This is a genomic window from Phaeacidiphilus oryzae TH49, from assembly GCF_000744815.1.
GTDB classification, from domain to species: Bacteria; Actinomycetota; Actinomycetes; order Streptomycetales; family Streptomycetaceae; genus Phaeacidiphilus; species Phaeacidiphilus oryzae.
In genome coordinates this window covers 5,560,622-5,576,123 of record NZ_JQMQ01000005.1, presented here as the reverse complement: position 1 = coordinate 5,576,123, position 15,502 = coordinate 5,560,622, and the positions used below count along the sequence as shown (strand labels likewise).

Genomic DNA, 15,502 nt, shown 5'->3' with positions numbered 1-15,502 from the left:
CAGGGGCGGGATCAGCGGAGGCGCAGGTCCGGGGAGAGGTCGGGGGTGACGGTGACGTCCTGCGGGCGGAGGTCGGAGGGGCGCGGCATGGCGCTGCCGGGCAGCCGCACCGCCGCCGCGCCGTGCGCGAGCGCCGCCGCCAGCGCCGCAGGCCCCGCAGCGCCGCCCGCCGCACCGCCGGCGCCGCCGGCGCCCAGGAAACCGGCCAGCGAGGCGTCTCCGGCGCCCACGTCGCTGCGGACCTCCGCCGGGTCGACCGGCGCGGTGCCGTACCAGCAGCCGTCCTCGGCGACCAGCAGCATCCCCCGGGCCCCGAGGCTGGCCAGCACCGCGACGGCGCCGCGCTTGCGCAGCTCCTTGGCGGCGTCGACGGCGTCGCCGAGGGTCCGGAGCTCGCCGCCGACCGCCTCGGCCAGCTCGTCCAGGTTGGGTTTCAGCACGTCGGGTCCGGCCGCCAGGGCGGCGGCCAGCGCCGGGCCCGAGGTGTCCAGGGCGATTCGGGCGCCGGCCCCGTGCACGGCGGCGACCGCCCGCGCGTACCAGTCGTCGGGGAGGCCGCGCGGCAGCGAGCCGCAGCAGGCCAGCCAGCCGGTGCCGGCCCGCGCCGAGTCGCGCACCTCGGCGAGGAGCGCCGCCGACTCGGCCGGGGTGAGCTCGGGCCCCGGAGCGTTGATCTTCGTCAGCGGGCCGCCGGGCTCGGCGACGCCGACGTTGATCCTGGTGCCGCCGCGTACGGGGACGGCGCGGACCTCGATGCCCTGCTCGGCGAGCAGTTCGCCGAGCAGCCGGCCGCCCGGGCCGCCGAGCGGCAGTACGGCGCGGGTGGCGTGCCCGGCGGCGGTCAGCGCCCGGGAGACGTTGACGCCCTTGCCCCCGGGGTCGAGCCGGTCGCCGGCGGCCCGGTTGACCCCGCCGCGGACCAGCGGGGCCGGGGCGGGCAGCTCGTAGGTGCGGTCCAGGCTGGGGTTGGGGGTGACGGTGACGATCCGCCCGGCGCTCCCGCTCATGCCCGGATCACCTCCGGCCCGGCCGCCGCGACGGCCGCCGCGTCCTCGTCGGAGAGGCCGGAGTCGGTGACCACGGTGTGGATCTCGGCCAGCGAGGCGAAGCGGGCGAAGTGCCGGTGGCCGTACTTGCCCGAGTCGGCGACCAGCAGCACCCGGTCCGCCCCGGCCACCATCGCCCGCTTGACCGCGGCCTCCGCCAGGTCGGGGGTGGAGAGGCCGTGTCCGGCGCTGAAGCCGTTGGTGGCGATCACCGCGAGGTCGGCGTGGACGTCGGCGAGGTCGCGCAGCGCCCAGGCGTCGACCGCGGCATGGGTGCGGTGCCGGAGCCGGCCGCCGACCAGGTGGAGGGTGAGCTCGGCGTGGTCGGCCAGCCGGGCGGCGACCGGCAGGGCGTTGGTGACCACGGTGAGCGCGCTGTCCTGCGGGAGCAGCGCGGCCAGCCGGCTGATCGTGGTGCCGGCGTCCAGCAGGACGCTGCCGGCCTCGGGGAGGAGGGCGAGCGCGGCCTTGGCGATCCGCTCCTTCTCGTCGGCGGCGGTGGAGTCGCGTTCGGCGAGGCCCGGCTCGATGTGGAGGCCGCCGACCGGGAGCGCGCCGCCGTGCACCCTGCGGATCAGCCCCGCCCGGTCGAGCGCGGAGAGGTCGCGCCGGATGGTCTCCTGGGTGACGTCGAACTCCTCGGCGAGGGAGGGGACGTCGACCCGGCCGCGCTCCTGGGCGAGGAGGACGATGCGCTGCTGGCGCTCGGGTGGGTACATGTGGGTTCGCTTCTGTTTGCCGCGGGATCGCTGTCTGTTTCTGCCCGGTCGCGGGCGCTGACCGAGAGCGTAGGCCGTGGAGGGCCGAATGCAAACCCCTTGGATGCCCGAATGTGTTGACAGCTTCGGCGATTCGGACGTAGAACCAAGCCCCATCGGCCCCCAACGGGCGCAGACAGACGCATTCGGAAGGTTCTGACGATGTCTCAGCCGAATCGGCTCTCCCTCACCGCCACCGTCGGCGCGCGCGGCGGCCTCCACGCCCGGCCTGCGGCCCAGTTCGTGCAGGCCGCCGCCCGGCAGCCGGTCCGGGTCACGGTCGGACGGCCCGGCCAGGATCCGGTGGACGCCCGCTCGCTCCTCTCCGTGCTGGGCCTGGCCGCCAAGCACGGCGACGAGCTGCTGCTGAGCACCGACGGCGAGGCCGGCGCGGCCGCCGTGCTGGACGAGCTCGCCGCGCTGATCTCCGCCGAGCAGGACTGAGACAGGCCGGGCGCCCGGCGGCGCTTCTGTCACGACCTGGGTGCGACCTGAACCGGAGCGGTCCGAGTCGCGAGGGATGGCCCGTAAAATCCCCTGCGTGGACACCACCCTGCAGGACCCGTTGATCGGCCGGGAGCTCGACGGCCGCTACCGGGTCGACGAGCGGCTCGCCGTCGGCGGCATGGCCACCGTCTACCGCGGGGTGGACACCCGGCTGGACCGGACGGTCGCGCTCAAGGTCATGCACCCCGCGCTGGCCGCCGACCCCGAGTTCACCGACCGCTTCATCCGCGAGGCCAAGGCCGTCGCCCGGCTCGCCCACCCCAACGTGGTCAACGTCTTCGACCAGGGCGCCGACGGCCAGGCCGTCTTCCTTGCCATGGAGTACGTGCCCGGCTGCACCCTGCGCGACCTCCTCAACGACCGGGGCGCCCTCAACCCCCGTACCGCGCTGGACATCCTGGAGCCCGTGCTGGCCGCGCTCGGCGCCGCCCACCGGGCGGGGCTCGTCCACCGGGACGTCAAGCCGGAGAACGTGCTGCTGACCCACGGCGGCCTGGTCAAGGTCGCGGACTTCGGGCTGGTCAGGGCGGTGACCGGGGAGGCCGGGAGCACCTCGACCGGCCAGGTCCTGGGCACCGTCTCGTATCTGGCGCCGGAGCAGATCCAGCAGGGTGAGGCGGATCCGCGCACCGACGTCTACGCCGCGGGCGTGCTCCTCTACGAGATGCTGACCGGCGGAAAGCCCTACCCGGGCGGCACCCCCGTGCAGGTGATCTACCGCAAGCTGGAGGAGGACGCGCCGCCGCCGTCCGCGGCCGTCCCCGGGCTGGCCCCGCAGCTGGACGCCCTCACCGCCGCGGCCGCCGCCCGCGAGCCGGGCCGGCGGCCCGCCGACGCCGCCGAGCTGCTGGTCCTGTTGCGGCGCTGCCGCGCCGGGCTGACGCCGGACCAGCTGGACGCCGAGCCGCCGGAGTCCAGCCGCCCGGTCCGCCGGGACGAGCCGACCGCCATGCTGGGCGGCCGCAGGAAGCGGCGGCAGCGGACCGAGCGGCCCGCCGGCCCCGCCGCGCGCAGCGGGACCGAGCCCACAAGCGTCCTCGCCGCCGCCGCGCGCAGCGGGACCGAACCCACAAGCGTCCTCGCCGACCTCCCCGCCGACCTGGTGATGCCCCGACGCGGCCAGTTCGGCGAGAGCGAGCCGACCACCCGGCAGCCGGTCCCGGCGCGCCCGGCGCCGCGCCGCCGGCGGCCGCGCCGGGCCGCGCTCTGGACCGCCGCGGGAGCGCTGGTCGCGGTCCTGGTCGGCGGGCTGACCTGGACCCTGAACGGCGCGCTGTACACCACCATGCCCGGCGTCCTCAGCCTCTCCGCCTCCGCCGCCGAGCAGAAGCTGCACCAGGACGGCCTCTCCACCCGGGTCACCCGCGCCTACAGCGAGACGGTCACCCGCGGCGACGTGATCTCCACCGACCCCGGCCCGGGCAGCCGGATCAGCAAGGACGGCACGGTCACCCTGCTGGTCTCCCAGGGCCCCGAGCGGCATGTCATGCCGGACGTCACCGGCCGGACGCTGGCCGCCGCCCGGCAGGCCATCACCGCCGCCAAGCTCGCCGTCGGCACCACCACCCAGCAGTACTCGGCGACCGTGCCGAAGGGTTCCGTGGTCTCCACCCAGCCGGCCGCCGGGCAGAGCCTCAAGCCGGGCACCCCGGTCGCGCTGACCCTCAGCCAGGGCCCGCAGCCGGTGCCGCTGCCGCAGGTCACCGGGCTCCCGGTGGACCAGGCGCAGCAGCAGCTCTCGGCGGCCGGCTTCACCGTCCAGGTCTCCCCTGAGCAGGTGTACTCGGACACCGTCCAGGCCGGGCAGGTCGCCCAGGAGAGCCCGGCCGGCGGGACCGCCCCACAGGGCTCGACGGTCACCCTCACCCTCTCCAAGGGCCCGCAGCTGTTCCCGGTGCCGGACGTCACCGGGCAGACCGCGGACCAGGCGACGGCGGCCCTCCAGGCGGCCGGCTTCCAGGTGTCGGTGGTCAACCTCAACCCGCTGGCGGGCAACCCGGCCGTGCACTCGGAGAGCCCGGGCGGCGGCACCCAGCAGCCGCACAACACCAAGATCACCCTGCTGACCTACTGATCGGCCCCTCCATGCACAGGAACCCCATCGGCGCCCATGTCCCGGTCGCCGGCCGCGGTCTGGTCGGGACCGGCCTCGCCTACGCCGAGAAGGTCGGCGCCGAGGCGGTCCAGGTCTTCGTCGCCAACCCGCGCGGCTGGGCCACCCCGGCCGGCGATCCGCGGAAGGACGCGGAGTTCCGCGAGGCCTGCGCCGCACGCGGCGTCCCGGCGTACATCCACGCGCCGTACCTCATCAACTTCGGCTCCGGGGACGCCCGTACGCTGGAGCGCTCGGTCGAGTCGCTGCGGCACTCGCTGGTGCGCGGCACGGCGATAGGGGCGCTCGGCGTGGTCGTCCACACCGGTTCGGCGACCTCGGGGCGGACCCGGGCGGAGGCCCTGCGGCAGGTGCGGGAGGCGATGCTGCCGCTGGCCGACGCGCTGGACGAGTTCGGCGGCGACCCGCCCGAGCTGCTGCTGGAACCGACCGCCGGGCAGGGCAGCTCGCTCTGCTCCCGGATCGAGGACCTCGCCGAGTACCTGGACGCCCTCGACCACCACCCGCGGGTCGGCATCTGCCTGGACACCTGCCACGCCTTCGCGGCCGGGCACGACCTGGCGGCGGAGGGCGGCACGGCGGCCGCGCTCGACCAGCTCGCCTCCGTCGCCGGCCCGAACCGGCTCCGGCTGGTCCACGCCAACGACTCCAAGGCCGGCTGCGGCTCCCACCTAGACCGGCACGCCAACATCGGGGCCGGCGAGATCGGCGCCGAGCCGTTCGCGGAGCTGTTCCGCCACCCGAGCACGGAGGGCGTCCCGCTGATCCTGGAGACCCCGGACCGCTCCTCCCCGGAGGGCTTCGGCCACGCGGAGGACGTCGCCACGCTGGCGAAGCTGCGCGCCCGGCAGGGCTGAGCCGGCGTCGGGGCGTGGTGCCCGACAGCCATTCGGGGCCGGGTGCCCGACAGCCGCTCGGGGCCGGGTCCCCCTGAGGCCCGCCGGGGGTCAGTGCTCCGGGCCGTCGCCCGGGGACTCCTGGTAGGTGTAGCGCTGCTCGGTCCAGGGGTCGGCCAGGTTGTGGTAGCCGCGCTCCTCCCAGAAACCCCGGCGGTCCGCCGTCATGTACTCGATGGCGCGCACCCATTTGGGGCCCTTCCAGGCGTACAGCCGGGGGACCACCAGGCGCAGCGGGAAGCCGTGCTCGACGGTGAGCTGCTCGCCGTTGCGGTGGGTGGCGAGGACCGTGTCCGGGGCGGTGAAGTCGGCCATCCGCAGGTTGGCGCTGTAGCCGTACTCGGCCCAGACCATCACATGGGTGACGGAGGGCGCCGGCGGGGCGAGTCCGAGGATCGTGGCGGGGGTCACCCCGGCCCACTCGTTGCCGACCATCGTGAAGCGGGTGACGCAGTGGAAGTCGCCGTGGACGGTCACCCGCGGCAGCGCGGAGAACCCGGCGTGGTCCCAGCTGTACTTCTCACCCGAAGCGGTGGCGCCGAAGACCTGGAAGTCCCACGCCTCGGGGCGGAAACGCGGCACCGGGCCGTAGTGGAGAACCGGCCACCCGCGCTGCGGGTGCTGCCCAGGGGGAAGCCCGTCCACGCCGCTGGCCTGCTTGTTCTCTTCCTGCCCCATGACTCCATGGTGTCAGAGACCGGCCTGTGCTCCGAACCTGCGGTCGGCCTGGGGGCAAACGGACAAACCGTGGTGAGTGTGAACTTACTGGAAGTCGGGACGCCTGAGTGGAACGATGCCCGCGTTCGTTACGACCCCGCGACTTTCGAAGGCAGGCCGGCGATGCAGGGCGACCCCGAGATCATCGAGTTCCTCAACGAGCAGCTCACGGGCGAACTGACGGCGATCAACCAGTACTTCCTCCACGCCAAGCTGCAGGAGAACTACGGCTGGCTGAAGCTCGCCGCCGTCACCAGGCGCGAGTCGATCGACGAGATGAAGCACGCCGAGGTGCTGACCGACCGGATCATCTTCCTGGAGGGGTTGCCGAACTACCAGCGGCTGTTCCATCTGCGGGTCGGGCAGACGGTGACCGAGATGTTCCAGGCCGACCGGCAGGTGGAGGTCGAGGCGATCGACCGGCTGCGCCGGGGGATCTCCGTGATGCGCGCCAAGGGCGACGTCACCTCGGCGAACATCTTCGAGTCGATCCTGGAGGACGAGGAGCACCACATCGACTACCTCGACACGCAGCTGGAGCTCATCGAGAAGCTGGGCGAGCCGCTGTACCTCGCGCAGCAGATCGAGCAACCGGACAGCTGAGCCCCGGACGCAGCGCGGCGAGCGCTGCAGCCTGCCGCCGTCGGCAACGGAGATCGGGTCGCTACCCGGCCGCCGTCGCCGGGTGCGGCGCCATGGTCGGCCGGCCGCGCAGTTCCCCGCGCCCCTTGCTTGCGCCTACGGCGCTGCGCCCGGGACGCGGGGGCTGGGCGCGCCTCAGGCTGCTTCGGCGTCCGGGTCCGGTGGGGTGGGGGCCAGGCCCAGGCGGGTGGCGAGCCTCGCCGTGGGGCAGGGGCGGGCGCCCTCGGCGCCGAGGAGGACCTGGATCCGCTGGACGCAGGAGCCGCAGTCGGTGCCGGCGCCGCAGCCCTTGGCGATCTGGCGGGGGCTGCAGGCCCCGGCGCCGATCTCCTCCCTGACGCGCTCCTCGGTCACCGCGTGGCACATGCAGACGTACATCGTGCGGATCTCCCGAGGACGGTGGCAGGTGAGCTAAGGCTTACCTTACCCACCGTCGCGGGAGCGCGAAAGGACTCCCCGGCCGTCCGCCGGGGAGTCCTTCGTCACAACCGGTCAGCTCTGGCTGCGGTACATCTCCGCGACCAGGAACGCCAGGTCCAGGGACTGGCTGCGGTTGAGGCGCGGGTCGCAGGCGGTCTCGTAGCGCTGGTGGAGGTCGTCGACGAAGACCTCGTCGCCGCCGCCGATGCACTCGGTGACGTCGTCGCCGGTCAGCTCCATGTGGACGCCGCCCGGGTGGGTGCCCAGCGCCCGGTGGACCTCGAAGAAGCCCTTGACCTCGTCGAGGACGTCGTCGAAGCGGCGGGTCTTGTGCCCGCTGGTCGCCTCGAACGTGTTGCCGTGCATCGGGTCGCAGATCCAGGCGACCTGCGCCCCGGTCGCGGTGACCTTCTCCACCAGGCCCGGGAGGACGTCCCGGATCCGGCCGGCCCCCATGCGGGTGATGAAGGTCAGGCGGCCCGGCTCGCGCTCCGGGTCCAGCTTGTCGATCAGGGTCAGCGCGTCGTCCGCGGAGGTCGTCGGGCCGAGCTTGACGCCGATCGGGTTGCGGATGTTCCGGGCGAACTCCACGTGGGCGTGGTCGAGTTGGCGGGTGCGCTCGCCGATCCAGACCATGTGCCCCGAGACGTCGTAGAGCTTGCCGGTCCGCGAGTCGGTGCGGGTCAGCGCCGTCTCGTAGTCCAGCAGCAGCGCCTCGTGCGAGGAGTAGAACTCGACGGTGCGGAACTCCTCCGGGTCGACCCCGCAGGCGTTCATGAAGGCCAGGGCGTTGTCGATCTCCTTGGCCAGCCGCTCGTAGCGCTGCCCGGCCGGGGAGTTGCGGACGAAGTCCTGGTTCCAGGCGTGCACCTGCCGCAGGTCGGCGTAGCCGCCGGTGGTGAACGCGCGGACCAGGTTCAGCGTGGAGGCGGAGGCGTGGTACATCCGCTTCAGCCGCTCCGGGTCCGGGACCCGGGACTCCTCGGTGAACTCGAAGCCGTTCACCGAGTCGCCGCGGTAGACCGGGAGCGTCACGCCGTCCCGGGTCTCCACGTTCTTGGAGCGCGGCTTGGAGTACTGGCCGGCGATCCGGCCGATCTTCACCACCGGCACCTTGGCCGCGTAGGTGAGGACGACCGCCATCTGCAGCAGGGTCTTGAGCTTGTTGCGGATGTGCTCGGCGGAGACGCCGTCGAAGGCCTCCGCGCAGTCGCCGCCCTGGAGGACGAAGGCCTCGCCGCGCGCCACGGCCGCCAGCCGGTCCCGCAGTTGATCGCACTCGCCGGCGAAGACCAGCGGCGGATACGACGCGAGTTCGGTCAGGACGCCGTGCAGTGCGTCCTGGTCCGGGTACTCGGGCTGCTGCACCGCCGGAAGGGTTCGCCAGGGGAATACGTCGTTCACGGTCACGGGGACAAGGTTAAGGCAGGGCGACCGGCGATCTCGGCCGCGCCCGAAGGGTGAGATTCGAAGCACACACCGCGGCACGGGCCCCCGATCCGCTAGAGTCGGGGCCGTGAACGCACTCCGCACCTTCTCCTGGTGGTGGCCCGCTTCCCGAGGCGGCCCACTCCTCGTGCGTTCCTAACGACGACACCACGGCCGCCCCACGGGGCGGCCGTCGCGGTTTCACCGGGCGTCCTCCCCGATCCCCCAGTCCCAGGACTTCGAGAGGACCCCCCGACATGCCCGCATCCGCGTCCGACGCCGGCTCACTCCTCCGCCGACTCGCCTCCGGCGAGGCCGGCCCCTTCGCTCTGCTGCACCGCCGCACCCCGCGGCTCGCGCCGGAGACCGTCGAGGTGCTGCTCGGCCCGGTCGGGACCTACCAGACCCTCGCCGAGCTGCCGGTCTCGGAGGAGGGCGGCAGCGGGCGGCCCGAGCACGACCTCCTCGCCCTCGTCCCCTACCGGCAGATCCGCGAGCGCGGCTTCCCGGCCCGCCACGACGGCACCCCGCTGCGCGCGCTGCGGGTCGAGGAGTCGTACGCGCTGCCGGTGGGCGAGGCGCTGGGGGCGCTGGCCGAGGTGGCCCCGGAGCGCCCGGTGGAGCTGCGCGGGGCCGGCTTCAGGACCGACGACGACGCCTATGCGGCGATCGTGGAGCGGGTGCTGTCCGAGGAGATCGGGCGCGGCGAGGGCGCCAACTTCGTGATCCGACGGGACTTCACCGGCGTCCTGCCGGAGTTCGCCGAGCACTCCGCCGAGCTCGCGCTGCTGCTCTTCGGCCGGCTGCTCCGGCAGGAGCGGGGCGCCTACTGGACCTTCCTCGTCCACACCGGCGACCGGGTGCTGGTCGGGGCCAGCCCGGAGGTGCACGTCCGGCAGACCGCTGGGACCGTGGTGATGAACCCGATCTCGGGGACCTACCGCTACCCGGCCGCCGGGCCGGACCTCGGCTCCCTCCTCGCCTTCCTCTCCGACCCCAAGGAACGCGAGGAGCTGTCCATGGTGGTGGACGAGGAGCTGAAGATGATGTGCGCGGTCGGCGACCTGGGCGGCCAGGTGCTGGGGCCGCGGCTCAAGGAGATGTCCCGCCTCGCCCACACCGAGTACGAGCTGCGCGGCCGCACCTCGCTGGACGTCCGGGAGGTGCTGCGGCAGACGATGTTCGCGGCCACCGTCACCGGCAGCCCGCTGCAGAACGCGACCCGGGTGATCAACCGGCACGAGCCGGACGGCCGCGGCTACTACGCGGGCGCACTGGCGCTGATCGGCCGCACGGCCGGGGGCGAGCAGACCCTCGACTCCCCCATCCTGATCCGCACCGCGGACATCGACGCGGCCTCCGGCCGGCTCCGGGTGGGGGTCGGCGCGACCCTGGTGCGCAAGTCCGACCCGCGCTCCGAGGTGGCCGAGACCCACGCGAAGGCCGCGGGGGTGCTGCGGGCGCTCGGCGCGACGACCACGACGGACGGCACGAGGGACGGCGCGGCGGCGGGCGGCGCGGCGGCGGGCGGCACCGCCCCCGCCGCGGACGGCCGGCCCCGGCTCGCGGACGACCACCGCGTGCAGTCCGCCCTGGACGCCCGCCGGGCCGACCTGGCGCCGTTCTGGCTGCGGATGCAGACGGAGCTCCGCCCGGAGTCGCGGCTGCCGGCCGACGCCCCGCACGCGCTGGTGGTCGACTGCGAGGACACCTTCACCACCATGCTGGCCCACCTGCTGCGCTCGCTCGGCAACCGGGTCACCGTCCTCCCCTGCTCCGACCCGGAGCTGGAGCGGAAGGTGACGGAGCATCAGGGGACGCTGGTGCTCGGCCCGGGCCCGGGCGACCCGGCGGACGCCGAGGACCCGCGGATGCGGGTGATGCGGCGGATCGTCGGCCGGCTGCGGGCGGCGGGGCGGACGGACGTCCTCGCGGTCTGCCTCAGCCACCAGCTGGTCTGCGCCGAGCTGGGGCTGCCGGTGCGGCGCAAGGCGGTGCCGTTCCAGGGTGCCCAGGAGACCGTCGACCTGTTCGGCGAGCGGCGGACGGTCGGCTTCTACAACACCTTCGCCGCGGTCTGCGACGAGGCGGCGGCGGAGCGGCTGCGCGGGCAGGGCGTCGAGGTCGCGCGCGATCCGGAGACCGGCGAGGTCCACGGACTGCGCGGCCCTGGCTTCGCGACCCTCCAGTTCCACCCGGAGTCGGTCCTGACCACCCAGGGCGTGGAGATCGTCGCCGCGGCGCTGGCGCATGCCCGCGCGGGGGCGGGGGCGCCGCGCGTCGGGGGCTGACCCCCGAGGCAGGCTGCCGCAGCCGGCAACGGAGTACGGGTTGCGACCCGGGGGCCGTTGCCGAGTGCGGCGCCGTAGTGCGCTGGCCGCGCGGTTCCCCGCGCCCCTCAACTGCGACCTCGTCGCCGCGTTCGGGGCTAGAGGCCTGCGCGGTCCAGGGCGCTCTGGAGGGAGGTGATGTAGCCCTCGCTGGTGTAGGTCGCGCCCGAGACGGCGTCTATCTTCGCGCCCTGGGCGGAGAGGGCCTCCTGGTTGAGGACGGGGACGGCGTAGGAGTTGATCTCCTGGTCGCGGGGGCGGTCGGTGGGCTCCTGGAGGACGTCCACCGCGGTGATCTTCTTGCCGGTGAGGTGGACGGCGACCTGGAACGGCCCGAAGGGCGTCTGCTCGATGTCGCCGTCCACCACCCGGGGAGACGTCGAGGACGACGACGAGGAGGACGAGGACGAGCCGGCCCCGGGGGTGGCCCCCGCGGTGGCCGCGGGCGGCTGCGCCGCGGCGGTCGGGGCGGCGATGTGGTGCGGCTTGGCCGCGAGGAGGAGGGCGACTACGGCGGCGGTGCCGCCACCGGCGAGGACGGTCCGGCGGACGCTCATGGGGTTCTCCAGCTGGGACGGCTCAGAAGGTGCTCAGAAGGCGAAGGACTCGTGGTGGATGCTGCGCTTCGGCACGCCGGCCGTGGTCAGCGCCTCGTGGGCGCGCTCCGTCATCCCGGGGGGACCGCACAGGTAGACGTCGTGCTCGCGGATGTCCGGAACGGCCGCCATCAGGGCGCGCGCGTCCAGCGGGTCCTTGTCGCGGCTGCCGAGGAGGTAGTGCACCCGGGCGCCGCGGTCGCGGGCGATGGCCTCCAGCTCCTCGCGGAAGACGAGGTCGCGGGCGCGGCTCGCCCGGTAGAGGAGGGTGAGGTCGCCGGGCCGGGCCGGCAGGGTCTCGAAGAGCGCCCGGAGCGGCGTGATGCCCACCCCGCCCGCGATGAGGAGCACCTTGGACTGCCTCCGGCGGGCCGCCGTCAGGCCGCCGTACGGGCCCTCGGCGAAGACCCGGGTGCCCGGCTTCAGCCGGGCCAGCGCCGCGCTGTGGCCGCCGAGCTTCTTCACGGTGATCCGCAGGAAGCGCGAGTCCGCGGGCGCGGAGAGCGAGTACGGGTTGGCCGCCCAGACCAGGCCGGGGGCGAGGAAGCGCCAGCGGAAGAACTGGCCGGGCTCGGTGATCCGGGCCAGCTCGGAGAGGTGGCGGCCGGTCAGCAGGATGGAGACGACGCCGGGGGCCTCCCGGCGGACCTCGGCGACCTGGAGGCGGTGCCGGAGGGCCCGCCGGCACGGCACCAGCCAGCGGAACCAGACCAGCAGCGCGCCGCTGCCGCCGTACAGCAGATACCAGGCGGCCCGGAACTTGCCGTCCAGGACGAACTGGGCGCCGTTGGCGAGCTGGTGCCAGAACGTCAGGTAGATCGCCAGGTAGGTGAGGAAGTGGAGGTAGTACCAGGTCTCGTAGCGGACCCGGCGGCGGACCGCGCCCGCGGAGACCAGGCCCACCAGGAAGACCAGCAGCACGCCGATGGTGCCGATCAGCAGGTCAGGGTAGTGGAAGACCAGCTCCACGCCCTCGTTCAGCAGGCCCTTGTGGGCGGTTATCGCATAGCCCCAGGTGATCAGGACGATGTGGCCGACGACCAGGCCGATGGCGTAGCGGCCCCCGAAGGAGTGCCAGCGGGCCAGCCGGTCCGTCCCGACGCCGCGGTCCACCGCCGGGATCCGGGCCATCAGCAGGAGCAGCACCGCCATCCCGTACCCGCCGAGGAGTCCGAGCAGCCGGCCGGCGTCGGTGACCCAGGCGCCGGTGGAGACCACGGCGCTGGTGTCGGACCACCACATCAGCAGGACGCCGAGGGCGCCGAGCGCGATCGCGGTCCGCGCCGCCACGGGCGAGAGCCGCAGCGGGGCGCCGGGGGCGGCGCCGGCCGGCCCCGGGCCGCGCCACGGCCGTCCGGACCGGTGGCCCGGTGTGCTCCGGCGGTGGTGCTCATCTCGGTCTTCTCCTCTTGCTCGGCGACCGTTGCCGGGGCGGATCCGGCCGTCCGCACCCGGACGTTCGACCCGCCTCGATCGGGCGCCAACTCTGACAGCGGATCCTCTCAGGTCTCTGTCAGTGCGGCCTCCCCGGGGCCCCGAAACAGGACAGAACCCAGGAAAAGCCTCAGGGCGGACGGGAAAACTCATCCAGTTCTCAGGGGCTTCAGAACTGACCCTGGCCTGCCCTCACCCTGGCGTCCGAGGATGAGCCCACTATGCGACAGAGCCAGCCCGCGGCCCCCGAGGCCGCCCCCCGACTGCTGCGCCCGGACGGCACCCCGGTACGCGTGCTCGTCGTCGACGACGAACCCGCGCTCACCGAGGTGCTCGGCGACGTCCTCCGCTACGAGGGCTGGGAGGTGCGCGCCGCCGCGGACGGCAGATCCGCGGTCGCCGCCGCGCGGGAGCTCCAGCCGGACGCGGTCGTCCTGGACATCATGCTGCCGGACACCGACGGGATGACCGTGCTGCGCCGGCTGCGGGAGCTGGCCCCGGGGGTCTGCGTGCTCTTCCTCACCGCGCGGGACGCCGTCGAGGACCGGATCGCCGGGCTCACGGCCGGCGGCGACGACTACGTCACCAAGCCGTTCAGCCTCGGCGAGGTGGTCGCCCGGCTGCGCGGGCTGCTCCGGCGCGCCGGGATGGCGGCGGCCGCCGCCGACGGAGCGGGCGGGCCGCCGCCCTCCCCGCGGCTGGTGGTGGGCGACCTGGAGATGGACGAGGACGCCCGCGAGGTCCTCCGCGACGGCGAGCTGATCCAGCTCAGCCCGACCGAGTACAAGCTGCTGCGGTACCTGATGAGCAATCCGCGGCGGGTGCTGAGCAAGGCCCAGATCCTCGACCACGTGTGGTCCTACGACTTCGGCGGCCAGGCGCATGTGGTCGAGCTGTACATCAGCTATCTGCGGAAGAAGGTCGACGCCGGCCGGACGCCCATGATCCACACCGTCCGCGGGGTGGGTTATGTGCTGCGGCCCGCGCTGCGGTGAGGCCGCCCAGGCCGCGGCTGCGACCGCGGACGCTGCGCGGGCGGCTGATCGTGGGCCTGCTGGTGCTCCTCGCGGTCGCCTCGGCGGCGGTGGGGGTGGCCACCACGGCCGCGCTGAACAGCTTTCTGATGGGGCGCCTGGACGAGGCCCTGGTGCAGACCGGCACCCGGTACGCGCAGAGCCTGGAGCACGGCTCGGTCGAACCGGGCGACACCCGCGCCCAGGCCGACGGCACCTTCGGCGCCCGGCTGCTGGACGGGCAGGTCACCCAGACCGGGGTGGTGGACGGGGACGGCGACGACTTCGACGACTCGGCCTCCGGCCACGGCCGGGACGGCGACGACCGGGTGCGGCTCACCGCGGCCGACCGCGCGGCGCTGGCCGCCCTGCCGGCGGACGGCGACTGCCGCACCGTGCGGATCTCCGCGCTCGGCCCGTACCGGATGCGGAAACTGCCGGGGCGGGACGGCGACCAGCTGGTCACCGGGCTGCGGCTGGCCTCGGTCGAGGACACCGTCCACCGGCTGGTGGCGGTCGAGGCGGTGGTCTTCGGCTGCATGCTGATCGCGGCCGGAGTCGGCGGCGGGCTGTGGGTGCGGGCGGCGCTGCGGCCGCTGCGCCGGGTCGCCGCCACCGCCGAGCGGGTCACCCGGCTGCCGCTGGCCAGCGGGGAGGTGACGGTGCCGCAGACCGCGGTGGAGGACGAGGCCGATCCGGAGAGCGAGGTGGGGCGGCTCTCCTCCTCGTTCAACCGGATGCTGGGGCACGTGGAGGACGCGCTGGGCCGGCGGCACCGGGTGGAGGAGCGGCTGCGCCGGTTCGCCGCCGACGCCGGCCATGAGCTGCGGACCCCGCTGGCGGCCATCCGGGGTCACGCGGAGCTGGCGGGCGCGCGGCTGGACGAGCGGCGGGCGGAGCTGCGGGACCCCGTGGTGGAGCGGGCGCTGGAGCGGATCCGCTCCGAGTCCGAGCGGATGGGGGCGATCGTCGAGGACCTGCTGCTGCTGGCGCGGCTGGACGCGGGGCGGCCGCTGGAGCGGGAGCCGGTGGACCTGACCGTGCTGGCGATCGACGCGGCGGCGGACGCGCGGGCGGCGGGACGCGAGCACCGGTGGGTGCTGGAGCTGCCGGAGGAGCCGGTGGTGGTCACCGGGGACCAGGGGAGGCTCCACCAGCTGGTCGCCAACCTGCTGGCGAACGCCGCCCGGCACACCCCTGCCGGGACGCGGGTGACCGTGTCGGTGGCGGCGCCGGTCGACGGGGGCCCGGTGGAGCTGGTCGTCCGGGACGAGGGGCCGGGGATTCCGGAGGAGATGCAGCCGGCGATCTTCGACCGCTTCACCCGGGTGGACGGCGGGCGGGCGCGGGCGGCGGGGGCGCGGGGCTGGGGCTGGCGATCGCCCGCGCGGTGGCGGAGGCGCACGGGGGCTCCCTCGACCTCAGCTCCCGCCCGGGCAGCACCGCCTTCACGCTGCGGCTGCCGCGGCAGGACGGTGGGTCTGACCCCGATTCGGGGAGCGAATGAGGGGCGCGGGGAATTCCGCGGCCCGCCGCGAACGGAGTCGCAGTCGGCGGCGGCGGCTGGGTCGCAACCCGGGGGGCGCAACCCAGGGGTCGCTA

13 protein-coding genes and 1 pseudogene are annotated in these 15,502 nt (G+C 74.4%); 7 read left to right on the top strand and 7 right to left on the bottom strand.

What is annotated here, in order from left to right; all coding sequences use genetic code 11:
- Positions 1-11: 11 nt before the first annotated feature.
- Positions 12-1,007, bottom strand: a complete 996-nt coding sequence (gene pfkB / locus BS73_RS28555) for a 1-phosphofructokinase (protein WP_037577290.1) — start codon at positions 1,005-1,007, stop codon at positions 12-14.
- Complete coding sequence (locus tag BS73_RS28550) at positions 1,004-1,765, bottom strand: DeoR/GlpR family DNA-binding transcription regulator (RefSeq protein WP_037577289.1); 762 nt, start codon at positions 1,763-1,765, stop codon at positions 1,004-1,006. The genes pfkB and BS73_RS28550 overlap by 4 nt, the downstream gene beginning before the upstream one ends.
- Before the next feature lie 201 nt (positions 1,766-1,966).
- On the opposite strand from BS73_RS28550, the gene BS73_RS28545 reads away from it, so the two are divergent.
- The 3 genes from BS73_RS28545 (at position 1,967) to BS73_RS28535 (ending at position 5,281) form a co-directional block, all read left to right on the top strand.
- Positions 1,967-2,248, top strand: a complete 282-nt coding sequence (locus BS73_RS28545) for an HPr family phosphocarrier protein (protein WP_037577287.1) — start codon at positions 1,967-1,969, stop codon at positions 2,246-2,248.
- A 97-nt stretch (positions 2,249-2,345) separates the two neighbouring features.
- On the top strand, positions 2,346-4,385 hold the full coding sequence (gene pknB, locus BS73_RS28540; RefSeq protein ID WP_037577286.1) for a Stk1 family PASTA domain-containing Ser/Thr kinase: 2,040 nt from the start codon (positions 2,346-2,348) through the stop codon (positions 4,383-4,385).
- A gap of 11 nt (positions 4,386-4,396) precedes the next feature.
- Positions 4,397-5,281, top strand: coding sequence for a deoxyribonuclease IV (locus BS73_RS28535; protein ID WP_037577284.1), 885 nt, complete (start codon positions 4,397-4,399; stop codon positions 5,279-5,281).
- Between the two features lie 90 nt (positions 5,282-5,371).
- Here the strand turns inward: BS73_RS28535 and BS73_RS28530 are convergent, their stop codons facing one another.
- On the bottom strand, positions 5,372-5,998 hold the full coding sequence (locus tag BS73_RS28530) for a molybdopterin-dependent oxidoreductase (RefSeq protein WP_037577283.1): 627 nt from the start codon (positions 5,996-5,998) through the stop codon (positions 5,372-5,374).
- A 162-nt stretch (positions 5,999-6,160) separates the two neighbouring features.
- Here BS73_RS28530 and bfr point away from each other — a divergent pair, with 162 nt between their 5' ends.
- The gene (bfr, locus tag BS73_RS28525) at positions 6,161-6,640 is read left to right on the top strand and encodes a bacterioferritin (protein ID WP_037577282.1); all 480 of its coding nucleotides are present in this window, start codon (positions 6,161-6,163) and stop codon (positions 6,638-6,640) included.
- A gap of 174 nt (positions 6,641-6,814) precedes the next feature.
- Here the strand turns inward: bfr and BS73_RS28520 are convergent, their stop codons facing one another.
- Both BS73_RS28520 and BS73_RS28515 read right to left on the bottom strand, forming a co-directional pair.
- The gene (locus BS73_RS28520; RefSeq protein WP_037577281.1) at positions 6,815-7,057 is read right to left on the bottom strand and encodes a (2Fe-2S)-binding protein; all 243 of its coding nucleotides are present in this window, start codon (positions 7,055-7,057) and stop codon (positions 6,815-6,817) included.
- 114 nt (positions 7,058-7,171) lie between these two features.
- The gene (locus BS73_RS28515) at positions 7,172-8,509 is read right to left on the bottom strand and encodes a class II 3-deoxy-7-phosphoheptulonate synthase (protein WP_037577279.1); all 1,338 of its coding nucleotides are present in this window, start codon (positions 8,507-8,509) and stop codon (positions 7,172-7,174) included.
- Positions 8,510-8,784: 275 nt separating this feature from the next.
- Here BS73_RS28515 and BS73_RS28510 point away from each other — a divergent pair, with 275 nt between their 5' ends.
- Positions 8,785-10,818, top strand: a complete 2,034-nt coding sequence (locus tag BS73_RS28510) for an anthranilate synthase family protein (protein ID WP_037577277.1) — start codon at positions 8,785-8,787, stop codon at positions 10,816-10,818.
- Between the two features lie 137 nt (positions 10,819-10,955).
- On the opposite strand, the gene BS73_RS28505 is transcribed toward BS73_RS28510, so the two are convergent.
- Together BS73_RS28505 and BS73_RS28500 are read right to left on the bottom strand one after the other, a co-directional pair.
- The gene (locus BS73_RS28505; protein ID WP_037577276.1) at positions 10,956-11,414 is read right to left on the bottom strand and encodes an FMN-binding protein; all 459 of its coding nucleotides are present in this window, start codon (positions 11,412-11,414) and stop codon (positions 10,956-10,958) included.
- A gap of 33 nt (positions 11,415-11,447) precedes the next feature.
- The gene (locus tag BS73_RS28500) at positions 11,448-12,743 is read right to left on the bottom strand and encodes a ferredoxin reductase family protein (RefSeq protein WP_407675074.1); all 1,296 of its coding nucleotides are present in this window, start codon (positions 12,741-12,743) and stop codon (positions 11,448-11,450) included.
- A gap of 365 nt (positions 12,744-13,108) precedes the next feature.
- On the opposite strand from BS73_RS28500, the gene BS73_RS28495 reads away from it, so the two are divergent.
- Together BS73_RS28495 and BS73_RS28490 are read left to right on the top strand one after the other, a co-directional pair.
- Positions 13,109-13,882 carry a response regulator transcription factor gene (locus BS73_RS28495; RefSeq protein WP_051940987.1) on the top strand — a complete coding sequence of 258 codons (774 nt, stop codon included), beginning with the start codon at positions 13,109-13,111 and terminating at the stop codon, positions 13,880-13,882.
- A gap of 128 nt (positions 13,883-14,010) precedes the next feature.
- Positions 14,011-15,407 (top strand): annotated as a pseudogene (locus BS73_RS28490) (sensor histidine kinase).
- The last annotated feature ends 95 nt before the right edge of the window (positions 15,408-15,502 follow it).

Coding starts and splice junctions, on each gene's coding strand:
- BS73_RS28505 (WP_037577276.1), bottom strand. CDS start 11,414: ATGAGCGTCCGCCGGACCGTCCTCGCCGGTGGCGGCACCGCCGCCGTA.
- BS73_RS28520 (WP_037577281.1), bottom strand. CDS start 7,057: ATGTACGTCTGCATGTGCCACGCGGTGACCGAGGAGCGCGTCAGGGAG.
- BS73_RS28510 (WP_037577277.1), top strand. CDS start 8,785: ATGCCCGCATCCGCGTCCGACGCCGGCTCACTCCTCCGCCGACTCGCC.
- BS73_RS28530 (WP_037577283.1), bottom strand. CDS start 5,998: ATGGGGCAGGAAGAGAACAAGCAGGCCAGCGGCGTGGACGGGCTTCCC.
- bfr (WP_037577282.1), top strand. CDS start 6,161: ATGCAGGGCGACCCCGAGATCATCGAGTTCCTCAACGAGCAGCTCACG.
- pfkB (WP_037577290.1), bottom strand. CDS start 1,007: ATGAGCGGGAGCGCCGGGCGGATCGTCACCGTCACCCCCAACCCCAGC.
- BS73_RS28545 (WP_037577287.1), top strand. CDS start 1,967: ATGTCTCAGCCGAATCGGCTCTCCCTCACCGCCACCGTCGGCGCGCGC.
- BS73_RS28495 (WP_051940987.1), top strand. CDS start 13,109: ATGCGACAGAGCCAGCCCGCGGCCCCCGAGGCCGCCCCCCGACTGCTG.
- BS73_RS28550 (WP_037577289.1), bottom strand. CDS start 1,765: ATGTACCCACCCGAGCGCCAGCAGCGCATCGTCCTCCTCGCCCAGGAG.
- BS73_RS28535 (WP_037577284.1), top strand. CDS start 4,397: ATGCACAGGAACCCCATCGGCGCCCATGTCCCGGTCGCCGGCCGCGGT.